21 protein-coding genes and 1 tRNA gene are annotated in these 18,683 nt (G+C 69.8%); 17 read left to right on the top strand and 5 right to left on the bottom strand.

From position 1 onward, the window contains the following. Positions 1-81 precede the first annotated feature (81 nt). From H286_RS0103585 to H286_RS0103595, 3 genes are read left to right on the top strand one after another with little or no spacing between them, the layout of a single operon-like run. The gene (locus H286_RS0103585; protein ID WP_231370879.1) at positions 82-1,527 is read left to right on the top strand and encodes an ABC transporter ATP-binding protein; all 1,446 of its coding nucleotides are present in this window, start codon (positions 82-84) and stop codon (positions 1,525-1,527) included. After that, positions 1,503-3,056 carry a hypothetical protein gene (locus tag H286_RS0103590; protein WP_020097137.1) on the top strand — a complete coding sequence of 518 codons (1,554 nt, stop codon included), beginning with the start codon at positions 1,503-1,505 and terminating at the stop codon, positions 3,054-3,056. Before H286_RS0103585 ends, H286_RS0103590 begins: the two co-directional genes overlap by 25 nt. A gap of 39 nt (positions 3,057-3,095) precedes the next feature. Further along, positions 3,096-3,362, top strand: a complete 267-nt coding sequence (locus H286_RS0103595) for a DUF3039 domain-containing protein (protein WP_018188224.1) — start codon at positions 3,096-3,098, stop codon at positions 3,360-3,362. On the opposite strand, the gene H286_RS0103600 is transcribed toward H286_RS0103595, so the two are convergent. Beyond that, on the bottom strand, positions 3,341-4,669 hold the full coding sequence (locus H286_RS0103600; RefSeq protein ID WP_020097138.1) for a nicotinate phosphoribosyltransferase: 1,329 nt from the start codon (positions 4,667-4,669) through the stop codon (positions 3,341-3,343). The genes H286_RS0103595 and H286_RS0103600 overlap by 22 nt on opposite strands. 56 nt (positions 4,670-4,725) lie before the next feature. Between H286_RS0103600 and murI the strand changes: the two genes are divergently transcribed. The 4 genes from murI to H286_RS0103620 all read left to right on the top strand — a co-directional run bounded on the left by murI (position 4,726) and on the right by H286_RS0103620 (position 7,893). After that, on the top strand, positions 4,726-5,553 hold the full coding sequence (gene murI, locus H286_RS0103605) for a glutamate racemase (RefSeq protein WP_020097139.1): 828 nt from the start codon (positions 4,726-4,728) through the stop codon (positions 5,551-5,553). Then, entirely contained in the window at positions 5,550-6,293 is a 744-nt protein-coding gene (gene rph, locus H286_RS0103610; protein ID WP_018188221.1) for a ribonuclease PH, read from the top strand. The genes murI and rph overlap by 4 nt, the downstream gene beginning before the upstream one ends. Further along, entirely contained in the window at positions 6,290-6,883 is a 594-nt protein-coding gene (rdgB, locus tag H286_RS0103615) for an RdgB/HAM1 family non-canonical purine NTP pyrophosphatase (protein WP_018188220.1), read from the top strand. The genes rph and rdgB overlap by 4 nt, the downstream gene beginning before the upstream one ends. Positions 6,884-6,981: 98 nt before the next feature. Beyond that, positions 6,982-7,893, top strand: a complete 912-nt coding sequence (locus H286_RS0103620) for a cation diffusion facilitator family transporter (RefSeq protein ID WP_020097140.1) — start codon at positions 6,982-6,984, stop codon at positions 7,891-7,893. 9 nt (positions 7,894-7,902) lie between these two features. On the opposite strand, the gene H286_RS0103625 is transcribed toward H286_RS0103620, so the two are convergent. Further along, positions 7,903-10,266, bottom strand: coding sequence for an ATP-dependent DNA ligase (locus tag H286_RS0103625; protein ID WP_028497381.1), 2,364 nt, complete (start codon positions 10,264-10,266; stop codon positions 7,903-7,905). 60 nt (positions 10,267-10,326) lie between these two features. Here H286_RS0103625 and ku point away from each other — a divergent pair, with 60 nt between their 5' ends. Next, positions 10,327-11,205, top strand: coding sequence for a non-homologous end joining protein Ku (ku, locus tag H286_RS0103630; RefSeq protein WP_020097142.1), 879 nt, complete (start codon positions 10,327-10,329; stop codon positions 11,203-11,205). Here ku and H286_RS0103635 read toward each other — a convergent pair whose 3' ends face one another. Further along, on the bottom strand, positions 11,206-11,985 hold the full coding sequence (locus tag H286_RS0103635; RefSeq protein WP_020097143.1) for a DedA family protein: 780 nt from the start codon (positions 11,983-11,985) through the stop codon (positions 11,206-11,208). It abuts the gene before it with no gap. Positions 11,986-12,058: 73 nt separating this feature from the next. Further along, positions 12,059-12,140 (bottom strand) — tRNA-Leu (locus tag H286_RS0103640). Between the two features lie 74 nt (positions 12,141-12,214). On the opposite strand from H286_RS0103640, the gene H286_RS0103645 reads away from it, so the two are divergent. The 9 genes from H286_RS0103645 (at position 12,215) to H286_RS0103690 (ending at position 18,148) form a co-directional block, all read left to right on the top strand. Next, positions 12,215-12,814 (top strand): hypothetical protein, encoded by a 600-nt coding sequence (locus H286_RS0103645; RefSeq protein WP_231370880.1) that lies wholly within the window; start codon positions 12,215-12,217, stop codon positions 12,812-12,814. Between the two features lie 429 nt (positions 12,815-13,243). Next, positions 13,244-13,498 (top strand): hypothetical protein, encoded by a 255-nt coding sequence (locus H286_RS0103650; RefSeq protein ID WP_036324045.1) that lies wholly within the window; start codon positions 13,244-13,246, stop codon positions 13,496-13,498. Between the two features lie 247 nt (positions 13,499-13,745). Beyond that, a complete protein-coding gene (locus tag H286_RS0103655) occupies positions 13,746-14,909 on the top strand; it encodes a CpaF family protein (RefSeq protein ID WP_020097146.1) in 1,164 nt (387 codons plus the stop codon). Beyond that, positions 14,906-15,766: a type II secretion system F family protein gene (locus tag H286_RS0103660; RefSeq protein ID WP_020097147.1), complete on the top strand. Its 861-nt coding sequence runs from the start codon at positions 14,906-14,908 to the stop codon at positions 15,764-15,766. The genes H286_RS0103655 and H286_RS0103660 overlap by 4 nt, the downstream gene beginning before the upstream one ends. Further along, a complete protein-coding gene (locus tag H286_RS14425) occupies positions 15,763-16,674 on the top strand; it encodes a type II secretion system F family protein (RefSeq protein WP_018188138.1) in 912 nt (303 codons plus the stop codon). Before H286_RS0103660 ends, H286_RS14425 begins: the two co-directional genes overlap by 4 nt. A gap of 25 nt (positions 16,675-16,699) precedes the next feature. Next, entirely contained in the window at positions 16,700-16,903 is a 204-nt protein-coding gene (locus H286_RS0103675) for a hypothetical protein (RefSeq protein ID WP_020097148.1), read from the top strand. 9 nt (positions 16,904-16,912) lie between these two features. Next, positions 16,913-17,302, top strand: a complete 390-nt coding sequence (locus tag H286_RS0103680) for a TadE/TadG family type IV pilus assembly protein (protein ID WP_018188136.1) — start codon at positions 16,913-16,915, stop codon at positions 17,300-17,302. After that, the gene (locus H286_RS0103685; protein ID WP_020097149.1) at positions 17,277-17,744 is read left to right on the top strand and encodes a TadE/TadG family type IV pilus assembly protein; all 468 of its coding nucleotides are present in this window, start codon (positions 17,277-17,279) and stop codon (positions 17,742-17,744) included. Before H286_RS0103680 ends, H286_RS0103685 begins: the two co-directional genes overlap by 26 nt. Continuing rightward, positions 17,741-18,148: a pilus assembly protein TadG-related protein gene (locus tag H286_RS0103690; protein ID WP_020097150.1), complete on the top strand. Its 408-nt coding sequence runs from the start codon at positions 17,741-17,743 to the stop codon at positions 18,146-18,148. The genes H286_RS0103685 and H286_RS0103690 overlap by 4 nt, the downstream gene beginning before the upstream one ends. Positions 18,149-18,176: 28 nt before the next feature. On the opposite strand, the gene H286_RS0103695 is transcribed toward H286_RS0103690, so the two are convergent. Further along, a complete protein-coding gene (locus H286_RS0103695; RefSeq protein ID WP_020097151.1) occupies positions 18,177-18,590 on the bottom strand; it encodes a hypothetical protein in 414 nt (137 codons plus the stop codon). Between the last annotated feature and the right edge of the window lie 93 nt (positions 18,591-18,683).

Raw genomic sequence — 18,683 nt, forward strand, 5'->3', positions numbered from 1 at the left:
CCGACGTTGCGCATTCGTGATAACTCACACAACGTGACACTCCCTCAGGAGCGGCGCACGCCGGCTTGATAGGTTTATCCCGTGACGCCTCCCAAGACACGACCGCCCCGCAAAAAGGCGCCCGTGTCCGGCGCCGGCACCGCCGTCCCGCCGCCGCCCGAGGTTCCCGCCGCCGTGGCCGCCGCCGAGCTGCCGGGGACGCCTGTGGATGCCGACGCTCCCGAGGTTCCGCCGAAGCCCGAGATCCCGGCATCCGTTGCGGCGGCACGCTTCGAAGAGCCGATCGTCGCCGACCAGGAGCCGCAGGACCTCGATGAGGGAACGGATGTCGCTGCCGGCGACCCGGACCCGATCCCCGAGACAGAGCCGGTCGCCGAGGCGGAGCCCGAGCCGGTGAGGGAAGCCGAGCCCGAGCCGATGCCCGAACCCGAGCCGGAGGGCGAGCCCGAGCCCGTCATCGAGCCTGAGCCCGAGTCGCCCGCGGACACGCATCCGGAGGTGATCGAGGTCCCCCAGGAGACCGAGGACATCGAGGTTTCGAATGTCGCTGATGTCTCCGTGCCTGCGGATGCCGCAGAGGTCGAAGAGCCGTCGGACGTGACGGTCGACCCCCAGGAAGGTCCCGGCCCGACGGACGCGGACGCTCCCACCGTCGCGTTCGAGGTCGAGGAGGCGGAGGAGCTCGCTCCGGAAGCGCCCGCGACCGCCGTTATGCCGCAGATGGATGCGGAGGTCGAGACCGAGGCCTCCGAAGAGACGACGCGGCCGACGCCCGCCCTGCGGATGACGGATGTCTCGAAGTCGTTCGGCCGCACGCGCGCGGTGGATGCGGTGGACCTCGAGATCCCGGCGGGGAGCTTCTACGGGATCGTGGGGCCCAACGGTGCGGGTAAGACGACGACCCTTTCGATGATCGCGGGCCTCCTGCGTCCCGATGGGGGGACCATCGAGGTCGGCGGGATCGATCTGCGACGCGACCCCCGGGGCGCCAAGGCGCTCATGGGGGTCCTGCCCGATCGACTCCGCACCTTCGAGCGGCTCACGGGGCGACAGCTCCTTCACTACTACGGGGTCCTCCGCGGTCTTCGCGGAGCCGTCGTCGCCGAACGCACGGAAGACCTCGGCCGGGCGTTCGACCTCACGGCCGCCCTCGCCCGTCCCGTCTCCGACTACTCCGCCGGCATGACGAAGAAGATCATGCTCGCGGGGGCGATGATCCACGCCCCCCGTCTGCTGGTGCTCGACGAGCCCTTCGAAGCGGTCGATCCGGTCTCGAGCGAGGTCATCCTCGACATCCTCTCCGCCTATGTCGCCCGAGGCGGCACGGTCGTCCTCTCGAGTCACGGCATGGAGCTCGTCGAGCGCGTCTGCGACGGAGTGGCGGTCATCGTCTCGGGTCAGGTGCTGGCGAAGGGCACCGTCGACGAGGTGCGCGGGGATCACACCCTCGCGGAGCGCTTCATGCAGCTCTCCGGCGGCCTCAGCGACGTGGAGGGGCTGGAGTGGTTGCACACGTACTCCGACTGAGGCTCGCGCTGCTGGTCGGCGCCCTCAACGCGCGGCCTCTGGTCCTGCTGCGACGGCTCGCGGGCTTCGCTGTCCTCGCCCTCGCGGTGGCGGCCGTCTGCGTGGCCCTCATCCGACTCGACCGTGTTCCCGACGGCGAGGCGGCGACGCTCACGGTGGTGGGAAGCTCCCTCCTGGTCGCGGGCTTCTTCCTGATTCCGCTGTTCAGCGGCGTCGAGGACCCGCTCGATCCGCGTCGGTTCGTGGTCACGGGTGAAGAGCCGGGACGGGTGGCCTGGTCGGTCGCGCTCGCATCGCCGCTCGGCATCCCGGGTCTGGTCGTCGTCGCGGTCGCGGCGGCGATGATCGCGGCGTGGACCGGCCACGGCTCGCCGGCCGGTCTCGCCGTTCTGGCAGCGCTCCTGCTCGTCGGAACCTCCGTGCTCGCGGCCCGGTGCGCGATGGCGGTGTCCGCCGTGGCCCTCCGCGACCGGCGGTCGCCTCAGCTCACCGGCCTGATGGTGACGGCGGCTGGTGTCGTCGCGATCCCCGTCGCCGCCTTCGCGTTCTCACTGGAGTGGTCCGGCGGACTGCCGTCCCAACTGACGGAGGCGGCGCAGGTGCTCGCCGTCACCCCGTTCGGTGCGGCATCCGCCATCGCGGTCCGTAGCGGAGGCGAACTCGTCGCATCAATGCTCGTCGCGGTCGGCACACTCCTCGCCCTTGCGGCGCTGTGGCAGCTGCTCGTCCGGACTCTCATGACCTCGACCGAGCGCGTCGTGCCGGTCGGGGAACGTCGCGGACTCGGCTGGTTCGCCGTCATGCCCGGCACGCCGGGCGGAGCCATCGCCGCCCGCAGCATCGTCTACTGGTTCTCCGATCCTCGCTACCTCGCGAATGTCATCGTCGTCCCGGTCGCCTCGGTCCTCATCGTGACACCCCTCCTGGTGGTGGGCGTCCCTCTGCAGACCGTCGCGCTGATCCCACCCCCGATCCTCGCCTTGTTCCTGGGCTGGCTCGTGCACAACGACCTCGCCTACGACTCGACGGGGGTCTGGCTGCACATCTCGGCCGGAGTCCGTGGCGTCGCCGATCGCCTCGGACGCCTCGTCCCCATAGTCTTGGTGGGTGTCCCGCTCCTGGCGTTGGCGATCACCGCGTCGATCTGGATCCACGGGCGATGGGCCGTGCTGCCGGCGCTCGTCGGAGTGTGCGTGAGCCTGTTCGCCACTGGCTTGGGTCTGAGCTCCATCTCCTCGGTGGCCGCCCCGTACGCGGTCTCACGACCGGGGGAGGGACCGTTCGAGCAGCCTCAGCGCACGGGCGGCTCGATGACGCAGGCGCTCGTCCTGCTCGGTGCGATCCTCCTCTCCGCGCCGGCGCTCTGGTGGGGGTGGCTGTCCCTCGCCGGCGACGAGGATGAGGCGTGGACGTCCTTCTGGAGCGGTGTCGGCGTCGGGGCGGCGGTCCTCGTCGTCGGCGTGGCCATCGGCGGGGCCCTCTTCGAGCGTCGCACCAGCCGCACCATGGAATTCGCCGAGACGCTCTGACCCGACCACGCGGCGCCGCGTCGCAGTACACTCGGGGGAATGAGCACGCCGATCGACAGCCCGGATCAGGGCGGCCTCGCCACACTCGACCGTGAGCTCGAGGAGCTCATCCGCGAGGAGGCGATCGAGCCCGGCGACCATGAGCGGTTTTCGCACTACGTCAAGAAGGACAAGATCCTCGAGTCGGCCATCACGGGCAAGCCCGTGCGCGCACTCTGCGGCAAGAAGTGGACGCCGGGTCGCGACCCGGAGAAGTTCCCGGTCTGCCCGACGTGCAAGGAGATCTACGCCTCGCTGACCTCGTAAACGGTCGGCAGGGCGGGATCGGCGCGACTGAGCGCCAGCGCCATGACCGGGAGTTCTTCCCGCACGCGCAGGTGGTGGGCCCGAGCAGCGGTGACACCGTCGGCGCCTAGGTGGGCGGCATCCGCATCACCGCGATCGACGAGCACGGTCTGCAGCGGCCGGGCGTCGGGGTGCGCGGAAGGTGGGTCCACCTCGTCGAACCCGTCGGCGACGGCGACGACCTCCGCCGTCGCCACACCGTCCGCCCGTCGCCGGAACGCGGCCTTCCGGCCTCCGATGGACGCCTTCGACGTGGAGGCCTTCGCGACCGGGACCCAGCCGCCGTCGACACCCTGGCGGGCGACCAACTTGTAGACCATGCCGGCCGTCGGCGTACCCGACCCGGTGACGACGGAGGTACCGACGCCGTAGGCGTCGACGGGGGATGCCGCCAGTGCCGCGATCGCGAACTCGTCGAGATCGCTCGTCACGGTGATCTTGGTCTCGGTCGCACCGAGTTCGTCGAGCTGCCGGCGCACCGAGGCGGCGACGGTAGGAAGGTCGCCGGAGTCCAGTCGGACGCCGCCGAGCCCGGTGCCGGCGACGCGGATCGCGGTCTCTACGCCCTGGCGGATGTCGTACGTGTCCACGAGCAGGGTGGTGTCGGTTCCGAGCGCGTCGATCTGGCTGCGGAATGCGTCCTCCTCGCTGTCGTGCAGCAGGGTCCACGCGTGGGCGGCGGTTCCCATGGTCGGGATGCCCCAGGAGCGGCCGGCCTCGAGGTTGCTCGTGGCGGAGAACCCCGCTATGTAGGCGGCGCGGGCCGCCGCGACGGCGGAGCGCTCGGCGGCGCGGCGCGAGCCCATCTCTGCGAGGGGGCGGTCACCGGCGGCGATGCTCATGCGGGCCGCGGCCGTGGCGACGGCCGAGTCGTGGTTGAGGATGCTGAGGGCCAGGGTCTCGAGGATTACGGCTTCGGCGAACGTGCCCTCGACCGTGAGGATGGGGGAGCCGGGGAAGTACAGCTCACCTTCGCGATAGCCGCTGATGGTTCCGCTGAACCGGTACCCCTCGAGGTAGCGGACCGTGGCCGGGCTCACGATGTCGTTGTCGCGGAGGTAGGCGAGCTCGGCATCGTCGAAGCGGAAGTCGACGATCTCCGACAACAGCCGGCCCGTGCCGGCGACGACGCCGAAACGACGGCCGCCGGGCAGGCGCCTCCCGAACAGTTCGAAGACGCAGCGCCGGCTCGCGGTGCCGTCGCGCAGGGCGGCATCCAGCATCGTGAGCTCGTAGCGGTCGGTCAGCAATGCTGTGGACATGCCCATGCGGTCACTCTATCCAGGCGCGGACGAAGTCCTCACCGAGACTAGGCTGGTCGATCGTGACGGACGCACCGATCGGGATCTTCGACTCCGGAGTGGGCGGGCTCACGGTCGCCCGTGCCGTCTCGCAGCTCCTGCCGCGGGAATCCATCCTCTACATCGGCGACACGGCGCATTCGCCCTACGGGCCGAAGCCCATCGCGGACGTCCGCCGGTACGGTCTCGAGGTGCTCGACACCCTCGTCGACCAGGGCGTGAAGATGCTGGTCATCGCCTGCAACACCGCATCCGCTGCCCTCCTTCGCGATGCCCGCGAACGGTACGACGTGCCCGTTGTCGAGGTCATCGGTCCCGCGGTCCGAACCGCGATCTCCACCACGCGCAACGGCCGCATCGGCGTGATCGGGACGGCGGGGACGATCGGATCCGGTGTCTACCAGGACATGCTCGGCGTCAACGAGCGCCTCAGCGTGTTCGCTCAGGCGTGCCCGCGTTTCGTCGACTTCGTGGAGGCGGGGGTGACCGACTCCCCGGATGTCCTCCGGGTCGCGGAGGAGTACCTCGCGCCCCTTCGCCATGCCGGCGTCGACACTGTCGTGCTCGGATGCACGCACTACCCGTTCCTCGAGGGCGCGATCAGTTACGTCATGGGTCCCGATGTGTCGCTCGTCTCGAGCGACACCGAGACCGCCAAGGACGTCTACCGCCAGCTCGTCTCGCGCGACCTGCTCGCCGGGCACGACGCGACCGCGACCCACGTCTACGAGGCGACCGGCGATTCCGCCGACGACTTCCTCCGACTCGCCGACCGGCTGATGGGACGCGGCGTCAGCGCCGTGCGTCTCGTCCAGACCGGTGCCATCGACCTACCGAAGGGGACCCCATGACCGAGACCACCCGCGCCGACGGCCGTGCCGTCGACCAGCTCCGCCCCATCACGATCGAGCGCGGCTGGAGTGCGCACGCCGAAGGGTCTGCGCTGATCTCCTTCGGCGGCACGAAGGTGCTGTGTACGGCATCCTTCACCAACGGCGTCCCGCGCTGGCTGACCGGCAAGGGCAAGGGATGGGTCACCGCCGAGTACGCGATGCTCCCGCGCGCGACCAACTCCCGCAACGACCGCGAGTCGATCAAGGGCAAGGTCGGCGGTCGCACTCACGAGATCTCGCGCCTCATCGGCCGTGCGCTCCGGGCCGTCGTCGACACGAAGGCCCTCGGCGAAAACACCATCGTCATCGACTGCGACGTCCTGCAGGCCGATGGCGGCACCCGCACCGCCGCGATCACGGGCGCGTATGTGGCCCTGGCAGACGCGATCGAGTGGGGTCGCGCGAAAGGCTTCGTCGGCAAGAACGCCAAGGCCCTGCACGACTCCGTTGCAGCAGTGTCGGTGGGCATCATCGACGGCGAGCCGATGCTCGACCTCGCCTACGTCGAGGACGTCCGCGCCGAGACCGACATGAACGTCGTCGTGACCGGTCGAGGCCTGTTCGTCGAGGTCCAGGGCACCGCCGAGGGTGCGCCCTTCGACAAGCGCGAGCTCGACGCCCTCCTCGAGCTCGGCGTGAACGGCTGCGGCGACCTCCGCGAGGCGCAGCTCGCCGCACTGGCGCAGGAGCTCGCGTGACGACGCGCCGCATCGTCCTCGCCACGCACAACGCGCACAAGGTCGAGGAGTTCGGAGCGATCGTCGCGTCGACCCGTCCCGATCTCGAGGTCGTCGGATACGACGGCCCAGAGCCCGTCGAGGACGGTGTGACGTTCGCGCAGAACGCCTTGATCAAGGCGCGCGCCGCGGCCGCCCACACCGGCCTCCCGGCGATGGCGGACGACTCCGGGATCGCCGTCGATGTGCTGGGCGGGTCCCCCGGGGTGTTCTCCGCGTACTGGGCGGGGCACAAGAAGGACGGCGTCGCGAACTACGAGCTCCTGCTCGATCAGCTCGCCGACATCGCCGATCCGCACCGGACGGCGCAGTTCGTCTCGACGATCGCGCTCGTCGTCCCCGGTGGCGAGGAGCACGTCGTGACCGGAGTCTGGCCCGGTCGTCTCGCGACCGCACCGACCGGAGAGAACGGCTTCGGCTACGACCCCGTGTTCCTGCCGGACGACGCCGCGGGCCGTTCCGCGGCGGAGCTCACGCCGGCGGAGAAGAACGCGTCGTCACACCGAGCACGGGCGTTCGACGCGCTCGGCCCCCTGCTGACGGCACTGTGACGCCGCGCGGGCTCTTCCGCTGAGGCTGAGAATCGGACTCATTCCCGAGTTGCGGGATGAGGCCGCCCGCCCCGGCGTGCCGTCCTAACCTCGTAGGTATGCACGATCACGCACCCACCGGCATCCGGGGAGGACACCCGCGGCGTCTGCTCGCGGTCTCCCTGGGGATCACCGCGACGGTGCTCGTCGTCCAGCTCGTCGGTGCGATCCTCACCGGGTCGCTGGCCCTCCTCGCCGACGCCGGCCACATGTTCACCGACAGCTCGGGACTTGTGATCGCGCTCATCGCCGCGTCGGTCGCGGCGCGCCCCGCGGACGAACGGCAGACCTACGGCTACCAGCGCGCCGAGGTGTTCGGCGCGTTGCTGAACGCCGTGATCCTCATCGCCCTCGGAGCGTGGATCGCGACCGAAGCCGTCGGCCGACTGATGCGACCCGCGGACGCCGAGGTGCAGGGCCTGCCGATGCTCGTCGTCGCCGTCATCGGCCTCATCGCCAACGGCGTCTCGCTCTACGTCCTGAGCGTCGCGCAGCGCACGAGCATCAACGTGCGCGGCGCCTACCTCGAGGTCCTCGGCGACCTGCTCGGGTCGGTGGTCGTGATCATCGCGGCCGGCGTCATCTGGGTGACGGGATGGATGCCGGCTGACGCCGTGGCCTCGCTGGTCATCGCCGCCCTGATCGTGCCGCGCGCCATCACCCTGTTGAAAGAGGTGTTCGCCGTGTTGGGGGAGCGCGCACCGGCGGGGACGAAGGTCACCGACATCCGCGACCACATCCTCGGCACCGAGGGGGTCGTGGACGTGCACGACGTCCACGTCTGGCAGCTCACGCGCGGCGCGCCGGTCTTCACGGCGCACGTCGTCGTCGCGACGGACTACTTCGCGGATGATCGCGCCGGTGCGCTTCTGTCCCAGCTGCAGTCCTGCCTCGCACGCCACTTCGACGTGGAGCACTCGACGTTCCAGCTCGAACCGGCAGGGCACGTCGAGCACGAAGCCCACGCCTGACGGTGGTGGTCAGCCTTCGGCGTGGACGTCCGTCGGAGCCTTGTCTGGGCGAAGCCCTCGCCAACGGGCATGACGGAGGGTTCCACTCGGCGTCGCCTCGGCGTACTCCACCTCGCCGACGACCTCGGGCCTGACCCACAGCGCATCGGATGCCTCGGCACGACCGATGTCGACGAAAGGGTTCTCGGCGGTGCGGAGGGGTGAGAGCTCGGCATCCAGACGTGCGAGCGTCGCTTCGCTGAAACCGGACCCGACGCGACCGATGTAGCGCAGCCCGCCGTCGGTGGGGATTCCCATGAGCAGCGAACCGATCTCGCCGGTGCGGCCGCCTTTGCCCGGTCGGATGCCTCCGATCACGACCTCCTGCATCAGTGTCAGTTTGACCTTGAGCCACTGCTCGCTGCGCACCCCCCGGCGGTAGGTGGACGCGGGGTCCTTCACGACGACGCCCTCGAGTCCGAGCTGCTGCGCCGTCGCGAGGGCATCGTCCACGTCGCTCGCGACGGGAGGTACGACGATGGGATCGATCGTGCCCTCGGCGACGCCCTCCAGCAGCTCTCGTCGTTGCGACAGAGGGAGTGGAGCGGCATCCGTCCCGTCGACCTCGAGGACGTCGAACAGCAGGAACTGCACGGGGATCCGGGCCGACTCGCGGTCGATCTCGCCGGCCTTCGTGAGGTGCATGCGGTGCTGGAGCAGCGAGAAGCTCGGCCGGTTCCGATCGTCGAGCGCGACGATCTCGCCGTCGACGACGCAGGCGGCGGCGCCGAACCCGGGGTCGCCGCCGGTCAGTTCGGGATACCGCGCGGTGATGTCGGCGCCGCTTCGCGCGCGGAGCTTCAGTCGTTGGCCGTCCCAGATCCCGAGGGCGCGGACGCCGTCCCATTTGAATTCGACCCACGGACCCCAGCGGGTGGCCGCATGCCGGGCGAGCGCCGCGTTCGACGACGTCGCGAGCATCGGTGCGGGTGCGGGTGCGGGTGCGGATGACGGCGGGGTGGCGGCAGGCCCCGGGGCCTTCGCCTTCATGCGGTGCAGCAGCCATTGCGACTTCTCACCGTCGCCGCTCGTGCGGATGAGGGCGAGCCTCGCGGTTCCGAGCGGCCCGTCGCCGCGCCCGGTGGCAGTGAAGATCACCTCGTCGTCGCGCCATTTCTCGAGCTCGAACGTGCCCGAGTCCCAGATTGACATCGAGCCCGCACCGTATTCCCCGGCGGGAATGTCGCCGGAGAACTCGAGGTATTCCATCGGATGCGGCTCGGTCATGACGGCGAGGTGGTTGGTCGAAGGCGACTCCGGGATGCCGCGCGGCACCGCCCAGCTGACGAGAACGCCGTCGTGCTCGAGTCGCAGGTCGTAGTGCAGCCGCCGAGCGTGGTGCTCCTGGATCACGAACCGGGAGCCCGCGGGGACGGCGGAGCCCGCGGGCGACGGGGGGACCGGCTCTGGCGTCTTCGCAGCCGTCCGCTTCGCGATGTAGGAGCGCAGGGGACCGGCATCCGTCGGCGCGAGTGCGGCGAGGAGGTCGCCGTCCGCCGCGACCCGATCGAGCACCTCGTCGACGAGCAGCTGCCGCAGGTCGGGGTCGTCGAGTTCTGCCCACGTGCGGGGAGCAGCGACCGTGGGCCGCTCGCGTCCACGGAGCGAGTAGGGCGCGATGGTCGTCTTCTTGCCGTTGTTCTGGCTCCAGTCGAGGAACACCTTGCCGGGCCGGGCCGCCTTCGACATCTGACTCACGACGAGGTCGGGATGGTCGGCCTCGAGCGCCCGGGCGAGTTCCTTCGCGAAGGCGCTGATCTCGTCGCTGGTCCGGCTGCCGTCGAGCGAGGAGTAGAGGTGGATGCCCTTGCTGCCGCTCGTGACGGGAAGCGGCTCCATCCCCAGATCGGTGAGGATCGCGCGCGCCCACCGTGCGACCTCGGCGCACTCGGCGAGGCCGATGCCGGGGCCCGGATCGAGGTCGAGCACGAGACGGTCGGGGTTCCGTCTCGCCCCGTCCGCGCCGAAGCGCCACTGCGGCACGTGCAGCTCGATCGACGCGACCTGTGCAAGGTACACCAGGGTCGGAACCCCGTCGACGAGCGGATAGTCCTTCGCCCCGGTCGAATGCTCGATGGGCCTCCGAGCGATCCACGACGGCGCGCCCGCCTCGAGGTGCTTCGCGAAGAACGAGCCTTCGCCGGTGCCGTCTGGCCAGCGGATGCGGGTGACCGGGCGACCATCGAGGTGCGGCAGCATCGCCGGAGCGATCCGCGTCAGGTAGTCGATGACCTCGCCTTTGGTGGTCCCCGTCTCGGGGTACATCACCTTCTCGAGGTTGGTCAACCGCAGCCTGCGGCCGTCGACGACGACCTCCTGCGGTGCGGCTGGCATGGGGCCAGATTAGTGTGCAACCCCTATGACGCCACCGCAGCGCGGGTGTCTACTGGGGGCATGAGATCGATCTGGAAAGGCGCGCTGACCTTCGGGCTCGTCAATGTGCCCGTCAAGGTGTACTCGGCGACGGAGGACCACGACGTGTCCCTCCACCAGGTGCACGCGGCCGACGGCGGCCGCATCCGGTATCAGCGCATCTGCGAGATCGACGGCGAGGTCGTGCCGTACTCCGACATCGACAAGGCCTACGACGACGGCGAGCGCACCGTCGTCCTCACCTCCGATGACTTCGCGGCGCTGCCCAGCGAGCGCAGTCGCGAGATCGAGGTCGTCGAGTTCGTCCCCACCGAGCAGATCGATCTGCTCACCCTCGACAAGGCCTACTACCTCGAACCCGACTCGAAGAGTCCGAAGGCGTACGTCCTGCTGCGTCAGACGCTCGAGCAGACCGATCGCACGGCGATCGTGCGGTTCGCGCTGCGGCAGAAGACGCGACTCGCGGCACTCCGCGTGCGCGGCGACGTCCTCGTGCTGCAGACGCTCCTGTGGGCGGACGAGGTGCGCGAGGCATCCTTCCCCGTGCTCGACGAGCCGGTGAAGATCTCGAGCAAGGAGCTTGAGCTCTCGGCATCCCTCGTCGACAGCTTCTCGAGCGACTTCGATCCGACCGAGTTCACCGACGACTATCAGAAGGAACTCCGAACCCTCATCGAGGCGAAGCTCGACAAGGGTGAGGCGTTCGACACCACCGAGACCTTCGGGGAGAAGACGGATGCCGAGGGCGGCGAGGTCATCGATCTGATGGCGGCACTCCGGGCCAGCGTCGAGAAGAGCCGTGCGGCGCGGTCGGGGTCGGAACCTGCGAAAAAGGATGCCGACGCCGACACGGCGTCGGCGCCGGCGAAGAAGAAGCCCGCGAAGAAGAAGGCGTCCTGATCAGAGCCGGGGGGTGTCCCCGCGGGAGCCGTCCTGCTTCTCGTCGAACGCCTCGGGCTCGAGGACGAGGTCGCGTGCTTCCTTCGGGTCGATAACGCCGTCCGAGCCGGCCGCCATCTCTCGCTTGACCTTGCGCTTCTCGGCGAAGTAGTGCCACACGATGAAGACGAGGGTCCCGGCGACGGCCGCGAGGAGGATGACGTCGATGTACGAGGCGACGAACTCGCCGACGCCGGGGATGAGGCTGACGAGGTAACCGATGACGGTGAGGCCGAAGCCCCAGATGACCGCACCGATCAGGTTGTAGAGCGAGTACTTGTGCCACGCCATCTTGCCGACGCCTGCAGCGACCGGCGCGAAGGTGCGGACGATCGGCACGAAGCGGGCGAGGATGACGGTGACGCCGCCGTAGCGCTCGAAGAAGGCGTTCGTGCGATCGACGTTGCTCCGGCTGAAGAGTCCGGATTCCTTGCGTTCGAAGACCGCGGGGCCGCCCTTGCGGCCGATGAGGTACCCGACTTCGCCGCCGAGGAAGGCCGAGAGGCCGATGAGCAGGCCCACGATCCACACGTTGATGCCGAAGACGCCGTTGGGGGCGTGCGTCACCGGGTTGGAGAGGAGCCCCGCCATGATCAGGAGGGTGTCGCCCGGGAGGAGGAACCCGACGAGCAGGCCGGTCTCGGCGAAGATGATGAAGCAGACCACGACGAGCGCCCACGGACCGGCGGCGTTGATGATGGTCTCGGGATCCAGCCAGGGGATCAGTGCGAAGGGGTGCACGGAGGTCCTTCAGGTCGCGACGGCTGGCCGGCCGGCGGAATGGGCGCAAGGTGTGAGACACGACGGTGCCTCGTGCGGAAGGGGGGACTTGAACCCCCACGCCCGAAGGCACAGGAACCTAAATCCTGCGTGTCTGCCGATTTCACCACTCCCGCTGGTGGGTTCAGTCTAGGGCGCCGGGTGGGAGGGACCTGGGAGGGATAACCCCCGAATCGGTAACCTCTGTCGCGTGACTGCGCCTCGATCTCTCATACCCGTGATCCCGCTCCTCGCCCTCGCCGGCTTCCTCGCCGGATGCGCGCCCGCCGCCCCCGCCGTCTCCGACGAGGGATCCGCAGGGCCGAGCGCACCCGCCGCCGCGGGCGACGGCGGGACGGCGGCCGTCCGGGAACTTCCCGGCATCTCGAGCTGCGATCAGGTCGCCGCCGTCGTCGGCGACTACATCGACGGCATCCCGCTCGACGAGGAGAACTCCTACGTCCAGCCGGACGCCATCGGTTGCGCCTGGGTGACCCCTGCGGACGCGGTCAGCGAGCTCTCCGATATCCAATCCTTCACCGTGGACATCTCGGAGGGCATGGACGAGGTGCCCGATGCGGATGAGGCTACCGGCCTCGGCATGGACATGTACTTCGACGACCCGCGTCTCGAGAAGGTCGGCGGCGTGGGGCTCTGGATGGATGCCGATTCCGCAGCCGTCGGCGGGGGAACGGGCTCTGTCCTGGTGCCCGGCGTCGACATCGTGATCAGCGACTCGCGCTGGGGGCAGGACGGCCGCCTCACGAAGGACAGCCTCGTGAGCGTCGCGCTCGCTCTCCTCGATCTCTGAGGCCTGCCGTCGGTGTGGATATCCAGGCCGCATAGGCGTGGAGCGACGCCGAGGGATGGCGTGGTACTGCGATAGACGCGGGCAATTCCGTAGACGAACCGACGCCGTGCTGCGAAGGTCTCGGTATGGCAAGCGAGAGCGATTCAGGGGCGCACGCGGCTGGCGGTCTCATCACGCAGCGGATGGCCGCCGAACGAGGGCGCGTGACGGCGACCGTCTATCTGCTCTGGGGAGCAATGTTGCTGGCCACGGCTGTGACACGGGGCGTGCCATCGGAGACGGTGGAGTGGGTTCTCGGCGCCGCTACTGTGATCCCGGGTGCTGGTCTCATCGTGTTTGGCGTACTCGCCCTGCGCGCGCGTAGGAGGCGGATCTCTGAGTTCGAAGCCCGACACGGCGTGGGCGCGGGGCAGCAGTCTCCTGTGGCCCGTGGTCGGCGTCGCACTGCAGGCAGCGAACGATTCGATGGGTGAACGTGGCCCATGGTTCCACATCGTCGGTGTCTGCACCTTCGCGCTACTGCTGGTCTACTTCGTCGGACTGCTCATCTTGACGCTTGCGACTGGTGTGAGATTCTCGATCCCGCAGTGGCTGGTGGTCGGGCTGCTGATCCTGTCTGCGGTGCTCGGCGTTGCGTGGCAGATCCGCTGTCTCGTTCTCGCCATCCGAGTACGCGACCGATGATTCTCACGAACCCGCTGATGGTTCGTCTCCTCGCACACCTCTACGCTTCCGGCATGGGTCACTACCCCGTCGCACCGAGGGATTCGAATGTGGCGGAAGGACGACGGATCGACGCCACCCGACGAGGACCCGGCGGCTGGCGGCCGTGAGGGGACGGAAGGCTGAGGCGGGTCGTCATCCGCGATGATGCGTCGCGGTGTGGATAACTCCCACGCCGAGGCGCGGGCGGTTGCGAGGATCCCAGGCCATGAGCATCGCGTCCCCCCTTGCGCCGACCCGCGGTCTCGCCGCGCTCGCGGAGCGGGTGCGGGAACGCTTGCGCAGCGAGGACGTCGATCCTTCCCGAGACCCCGACCGCGCGGCCCGGATCGCCCGGGCCGAGGTGCGCCGTCACAACGACTTCGCCCTCGCGCGGGGAATCGACGTCATCGAGGACGAAGCGGCATCCGTCCGCGACATCCTCTCGACCGTCGCCGGGTACGGCCCCCTCCAGGCGCTGTTGGACGACCCCGATATCGAGGAGATCTGGATCAACGCCCCCGACAAGGTCTTCATCGCGCGAGAAGGGCGGAGTGAGCGGGCTCCGATCGTGCTCAGCGACACGGCGGTGCGTGACCTCGTCGAACGGATGCTGCACGCGACCGGCCGACGCGTCGACCTCAGCCAGCCGTTCGTCGACGCGTCGCTGCCCGACGGCTCGCGTCTGCACGTCGTCATCCCCGATATCACCCGTCGGCACTGGGCCGTCAACATCCGGAAGTTCCTCACCCGCTTCCGCACCCTGGACGATCTGGTCGCAGCCGGGTCGGTCCGCCCCGAGGCGGCCTCGGTGCTGCGAGCCGCGATGCGCGACGGCACGAGCGTCATCGTCTCCGGAGCCACGCACGCAGGGAAGACGACCCTACTCGGCGCGCTCATCGCGTCCGCTCCTGTCGATGACCGCATCGTCACGGTCGAGGAGACGTTCGAGCTCAACGCCCAGGCTCCCGACCTCGTCGCCCTCCAAGGTCGTCAGCCGAGCCTCGAGGGAACCGGTGAAGTGTCGCTCCGCCGCTTGGTCAAGGAGGCTCTCCGTATGCGGCCCGACCGCCTGGTCGTGGGAGAGGTCCGCGATGCCGAGGCGCTCGATCTGCTGCTCGCCCTGAACACCGGCGTACCCGGCGCGGCGACGATCCACGCGAACTCCGCGGGCGACGCGCTGCGCAAGCTGGCATCGCTGCCGCTCCTGGCCGGTCGCAACATCGACCGCGACTTCCTCCTGCCGGCCATCGCCGCGTCCGTCGGCCTGGTCGTGCATTGCCGACGGGATGTCGCCGGTCGGCGAGCCGTCGTCGAGATCATCGCGCCCACCGGGCGGGTCGTCGACGGCGCCGTCGAGACGCGTCGCGTGTTCGGGGGTGAGGGCGTGTGACGACCATCCTGGGGCTCACCCTGGCCGCCGGCATCCTGCTCACGCTCGCACCCTGGCTCTGGCCTCCGCGTGCGCGCCGTGCAGAGGCGCCGCAGCGCGATGGCACCGTCGCCCGGCTCCTGCAAGCCGCGGGATTCGGCCACGCGACGACGGGCCACCTCGCCTCGATCAGTCTGGCCGCCGCCGCCGTCGCAGGGGCGATCATCTGGTTGATCACCGCACTCCCCGCCTTCGCCGCCGTCGCCGCGGTGGCCGGATTCTTCGCGCCTGCGGGATGGCTCCGCGGGCGCGCGCGGCGATTGCAGAAGAGCCGCCGTCAGATGTGGCCGGATGTATGCGACCTCCTCGTCGCCTCCGTCCGGTCGGGCATGTCCCTGCCCGACGCGGTGTCGGCGCTGGGGGAGGTCGGTCCGCCGTCGCTGCGTCCCGCGTTCAGCGCGTTCTCCTCGGACGTGTCGGCCTCCGGTCACTTCGATTCGAGCGCGCTCCGCCTGAAGGCGCGGCTCGCCCACCCCGTCGCCGACCGCATCATCGAAGCCCTGCGGATGGCGCGCCAGGTCGGAGGCACGGAGCTCACGAGCGTCCTCCGCGCCCTCTCGGCGTCCGTGCGCGCCGAGGCCGCGCTCCGGGCCGAGATCGAAGCCCGGCAGTCCTGGATCCGCGGCGCTGCGGTTCTCGGTGTCGTCGCGCCATGGGTGATCCTCGGTCTGCTCGCGCTGCGCCCCGAGGGCGCCGCCGCATACAGCAGTCCGGAAGGCGTCGCGGTCATCCTCCTGGGAGCGGCGGTGTCCGTCGTCGCCTTCCGCCTCATGGTCGGCATCGGCCGCCTCCCGGAGCCGCGGCGGTGGTTCGCATGAGCGGGCTGACCGAACTCGCGCTCGCCATCGTGCTCGGGGGCGCTTTCGCAGCCGGCCTCGTCCTGGTCTCAACCCGGATCCCGCGTCTGGCGGCGCCGACGCTCTCACGTCGGATCGCACCGTATCTGCGCGACATCGCCGATCCGCGGGGCCTCACCCCTTTGGCATCCGCCCGCGGCGACTGGCGCACCCGCCGGGACCGTGTCATCTCCTCTTTCGGCGGCGCCGCGCGACTCGAGCACCGTCTCCGTCAGGCCGGGTGGACGCAGGATGCCGCGGCATTCCGCGCCCGCCAGCTCACCTGGGTCCTCCTCGGTGGTCTCTTCGGCGGGGTCGTGCTGGTCGTCCTCGCCCTCGCCGGCCGGCTCACTCCCGGGTCCGCGCTCCTGCCGCCCGTCCTGGCGCTCTCGGCCGCCGCGGTGCTCGATCTGCGGCTCACGTCCGCGGCCCGCCGCAGGCGTGCGCGCGTCGAGGAGGAGCTCCCGACGCTTCTCGAGTTCCTGTCCCTCTGCCTCGCGGCGGGCGAGGGTCTGCGCGACGCACTCAGGCGGGTGGGGGAGATCGGCACCGGCGAGCTCACGGTCGAGATCCGCCGCGCGGTCCTCGACAGCGGCACCGGCTCGAACCTGTCCGACGCGCTCCTCGATCTCGGGCGGCGCCTCGACGTTCCCACGCTCTCCCGTGCGATCGAGCACCTCGTCGCGGCGATCGACCGCGGCGCCCCCTTGGCGGGTGTGCTGCAGGCACAGGCCGGCGACGCGCGCGAGGACGCCAAACGATCGCTCATCGAGCAGGCAGGGAAGAAGGAGATCGCGATGCTCTTCCCGATCGTCTTCCTCCTCCTCCCCATGAGCGTCCTGTTCGCGGTCTTCCCCGGCATCGTCATGCTGCGCCTCGGGGTCGGCTGACCACCTGATCCGAAAGGAGAACATCATGATCCGTCCCTCTCTGGCGAGACTCCGCACCGCGTGGGGTGCCGTCGTCACCCGCCTCCGCGATGACGAACGCGGCGACGTCCCCGGCTGGGTGCTGATCACCCTCATGACCGCCGGACTGGTCGTCGTGATCTGGGCGCTCGCGGGACCTGCCCTGTCGCAGCTGTTCGAGCAGGCGATCGACCAGGTCTCCAGCTTCTGAGGGCGAAGGATGCGGCGGCTGCTCTCCGATGAACGCGGCTCGACTCCGGTCGAGTTCGTGCTCGTCGGCGTGTTACTGACCGTCCTGACCCTCGGTGTCCTGCAGCTGGGGCTCGCCGTCTACGTCCGGAACGTCGTGCACGATGCTGCTGTCGAGGGCGCCTATTACGCCGCCCTGGCCGACGTCGACACGCAAGCGGGAGCGGCCCGCACGCGCGACATCGTCGAGCGCACCGTGGGCGGGGATTTCCTGGAAAGCGTGACGGCGACGGATTCACGGGGTCTGGGATACGACACCGTTTCCGTGACGGTGACGACCGCGCTCCCGCTCGTCGGCCTCCTCGGCGTTCCGCACGGGTGGGAGGTGACCGTCCATGCTCCGGCCGAGAGCTTCGACTGAGCGTTTCGCGGAGGACGAGCGCGGGTCCGCGGCACTGGAGTTCATCGTCGGCGGCGTCGTCCTGCTCGTCCCCATCGTCTATCTCGTCGTGACCCTCGGGCTCATCCAGTCGCACGCGCTGGGAGTCGAAGCGGCGTCGAGGCACGTGGCGCGGGCCGTGGCATCCGCCGAGAGCGCGGAGGACGCCGACGACCGTGCCGCGACCATCTTGGACGCCCTGGCGCGCGAGTACGACATCCCGAGGGACTCGCTCGCTGTCGACGTCTCGTGCGTCGGAACTGCTGCGTCGTGCCCGGCCGCAGGCGCGATCGTCCGGGTGACCGTCGCCTCGTCCGTCCCGTTGCCTCTCGTGCCGCCGGTCCTCGGCCTCGACCAGGCGGCCCGTGTGGGCGTCGAGTCGTCGTCGGTCCAGAAGGTCTCGCGCTACTGGAGAGACGGATGATCCGCCGCGACGAAGAAGGAAGCGTGCTCCTGCTCACGATCGGCTACGCGCTTCTCGCGCTCGTCCTCGTGTTCGTCTCGGTGGACGCCACGAGTCTGTACCTCGCGCACAAGCGCACGCAGGCCGCAGCGGATGCCGCGGCTCTCGCGGGCGCGGACGGGTTCACGCTCGACCTGGTGGGCGATCAGCCGCGCGCACAGCTCACCGATGAAGGGGTGCGGGAACAGGCTGAGGCGATCGTCGCGGTCGAAGACGACGTGACGCTCGTGACCGCGGGCTCACCGGACGGAGTATCCGCGCGAGTGACGGTGTCGACGACGTGGCATCCGCCGATATCCTCGCTCTTCGTTCCCGCCGGGGTGGTGCTCGACGCGACCGCCACGAGTCGGACGGCGCTCGACTGAGCCGCATGCGGCCGCGCGAGTCCGGATGTCAGTGCGCGTCCGCGTTCCGGATGAGCTCGAACCGCCGGTCAGCTTCGGCTCGCTGAGCCTCGACGGTCGTCACGGTCTCCGGGTCGGCCGGCTCGAAGACGTCGACGAGATCACCGATCCGGTCCGTTCCGACGCGGTAGGCGCGGAGCCCGCCGCCCTGGTCGCGCGCCATCTCGCTCGGCCACACGTCCGTCTGCGCGCCGACGACACCGATGCGCCACCCGAGCGGTTCGAGGTGTCCGCGTATGCGGCAGAGCGCCTCGAACGCGTCGTCGGCGACCTCGTCGATCGTGTCGAACCGGGCGCTCGAGATCGTGACGGCGTACCGCCACCCCTCGCGCCGCCAGCCGATGGTCGCCGGAACGGTCTCCTCCCCACGGCGCACCGCGATCTCGAGGGAACGGCCCGTCATGGCACGTTCACGATGTCGGCGGGGTCTGTGGCGATGTCGACGACCTGCTGGAGGTTCGACGAACGGTTCGTGTTCCACGCGCTCATGGTCGCT

Source organism: Microbacterium sp. 11MF, from assembly GCF_000383475.1.
GTDB lineage: Bacteria > Actinomycetota > Actinomycetes > Actinomycetales > Microbacteriaceae > Microbacterium > Microbacterium aquilitoris.

What these genes read in the sequence shown, in the direction of transcription:
- H286_RS0103595 (WP_018188224.1), top strand. Translation starts at nt 3,096, where the DNA reads ATGAGCACGCCGATCGACAGCCCGGATCAGGGCGGCCTCGCCACACTC.
- H286_RS0103600 (WP_020097138.1), bottom strand. Translation starts at nt 4,669, where the DNA reads ATGGGCATGTCCACAGCATTGCTGACCGACCGCTACGAGCTCACGATG.
- rph (WP_018188221.1), top strand. Translation starts at nt 5,550, where the DNA reads ATGACCGAGACCACCCGCGCCGACGGCCGTGCCGTCGACCAGCTCCGC.
- H286_RS0103620 (WP_020097140.1), top strand. Translation starts at nt 6,982, where the DNA reads ATGCACGATCACGCACCCACCGGCATCCGGGGAGGACACCCGCGGCGT.
- H286_RS0103625 (WP_028497381.1), bottom strand. Translation starts at nt 10,266, where the DNA reads ATGCCAGCCGCACCGCAGGAGGTCGTCGTCGACGGCCGCAGGCTGCGG.
- ku (WP_020097142.1), top strand. Translation starts at nt 10,327, where the DNA reads ATGAGATCGATCTGGAAAGGCGCGCTGACCTTCGGGCTCGTCAATGTG.
- H286_RS0103655 (WP_020097146.1), top strand. Translation starts at nt 13,746, where the DNA reads ATGAGCATCGCGTCCCCCCTTGCGCCGACCCGCGGTCTCGCCGCGCTC.
- H286_RS14425 (WP_018188138.1), top strand. Translation starts at nt 15,763, where the DNA reads ATGAGCGGGCTGACCGAACTCGCGCTCGCCATCGTGCTCGGGGGCGCT.
- H286_RS0103675 (WP_020097148.1), top strand. Translation starts at nt 16,700, where the DNA reads ATGATCCGTCCCTCTCTGGCGAGACTCCGCACCGCGTGGGGTGCCGTC.
- H286_RS0103680 (WP_018188136.1), top strand. Translation starts at nt 16,913, where the DNA reads ATGCGGCGGCTGCTCTCCGATGAACGCGGCTCGACTCCGGTCGAGTTC.
- H286_RS0103685 (WP_020097149.1), top strand. Translation starts at nt 17,277, where the DNA reads ATGCTCCGGCCGAGAGCTTCGACTGAGCGTTTCGCGGAGGACGAGCGC.
- H286_RS0103690 (WP_020097150.1), top strand. Translation starts at nt 17,741, where the DNA reads ATGATCCGCCGCGACGAAGAAGGAAGCGTGCTCCTGCTCACGATCGGC.
- H286_RS0103695 (WP_020097151.1), bottom strand. Translation starts at nt 18,590, where the DNA reads ATGACGGGCCGTTCCCTCGAGATCGCGGTGCGCCGTGGGGAGGAGACC.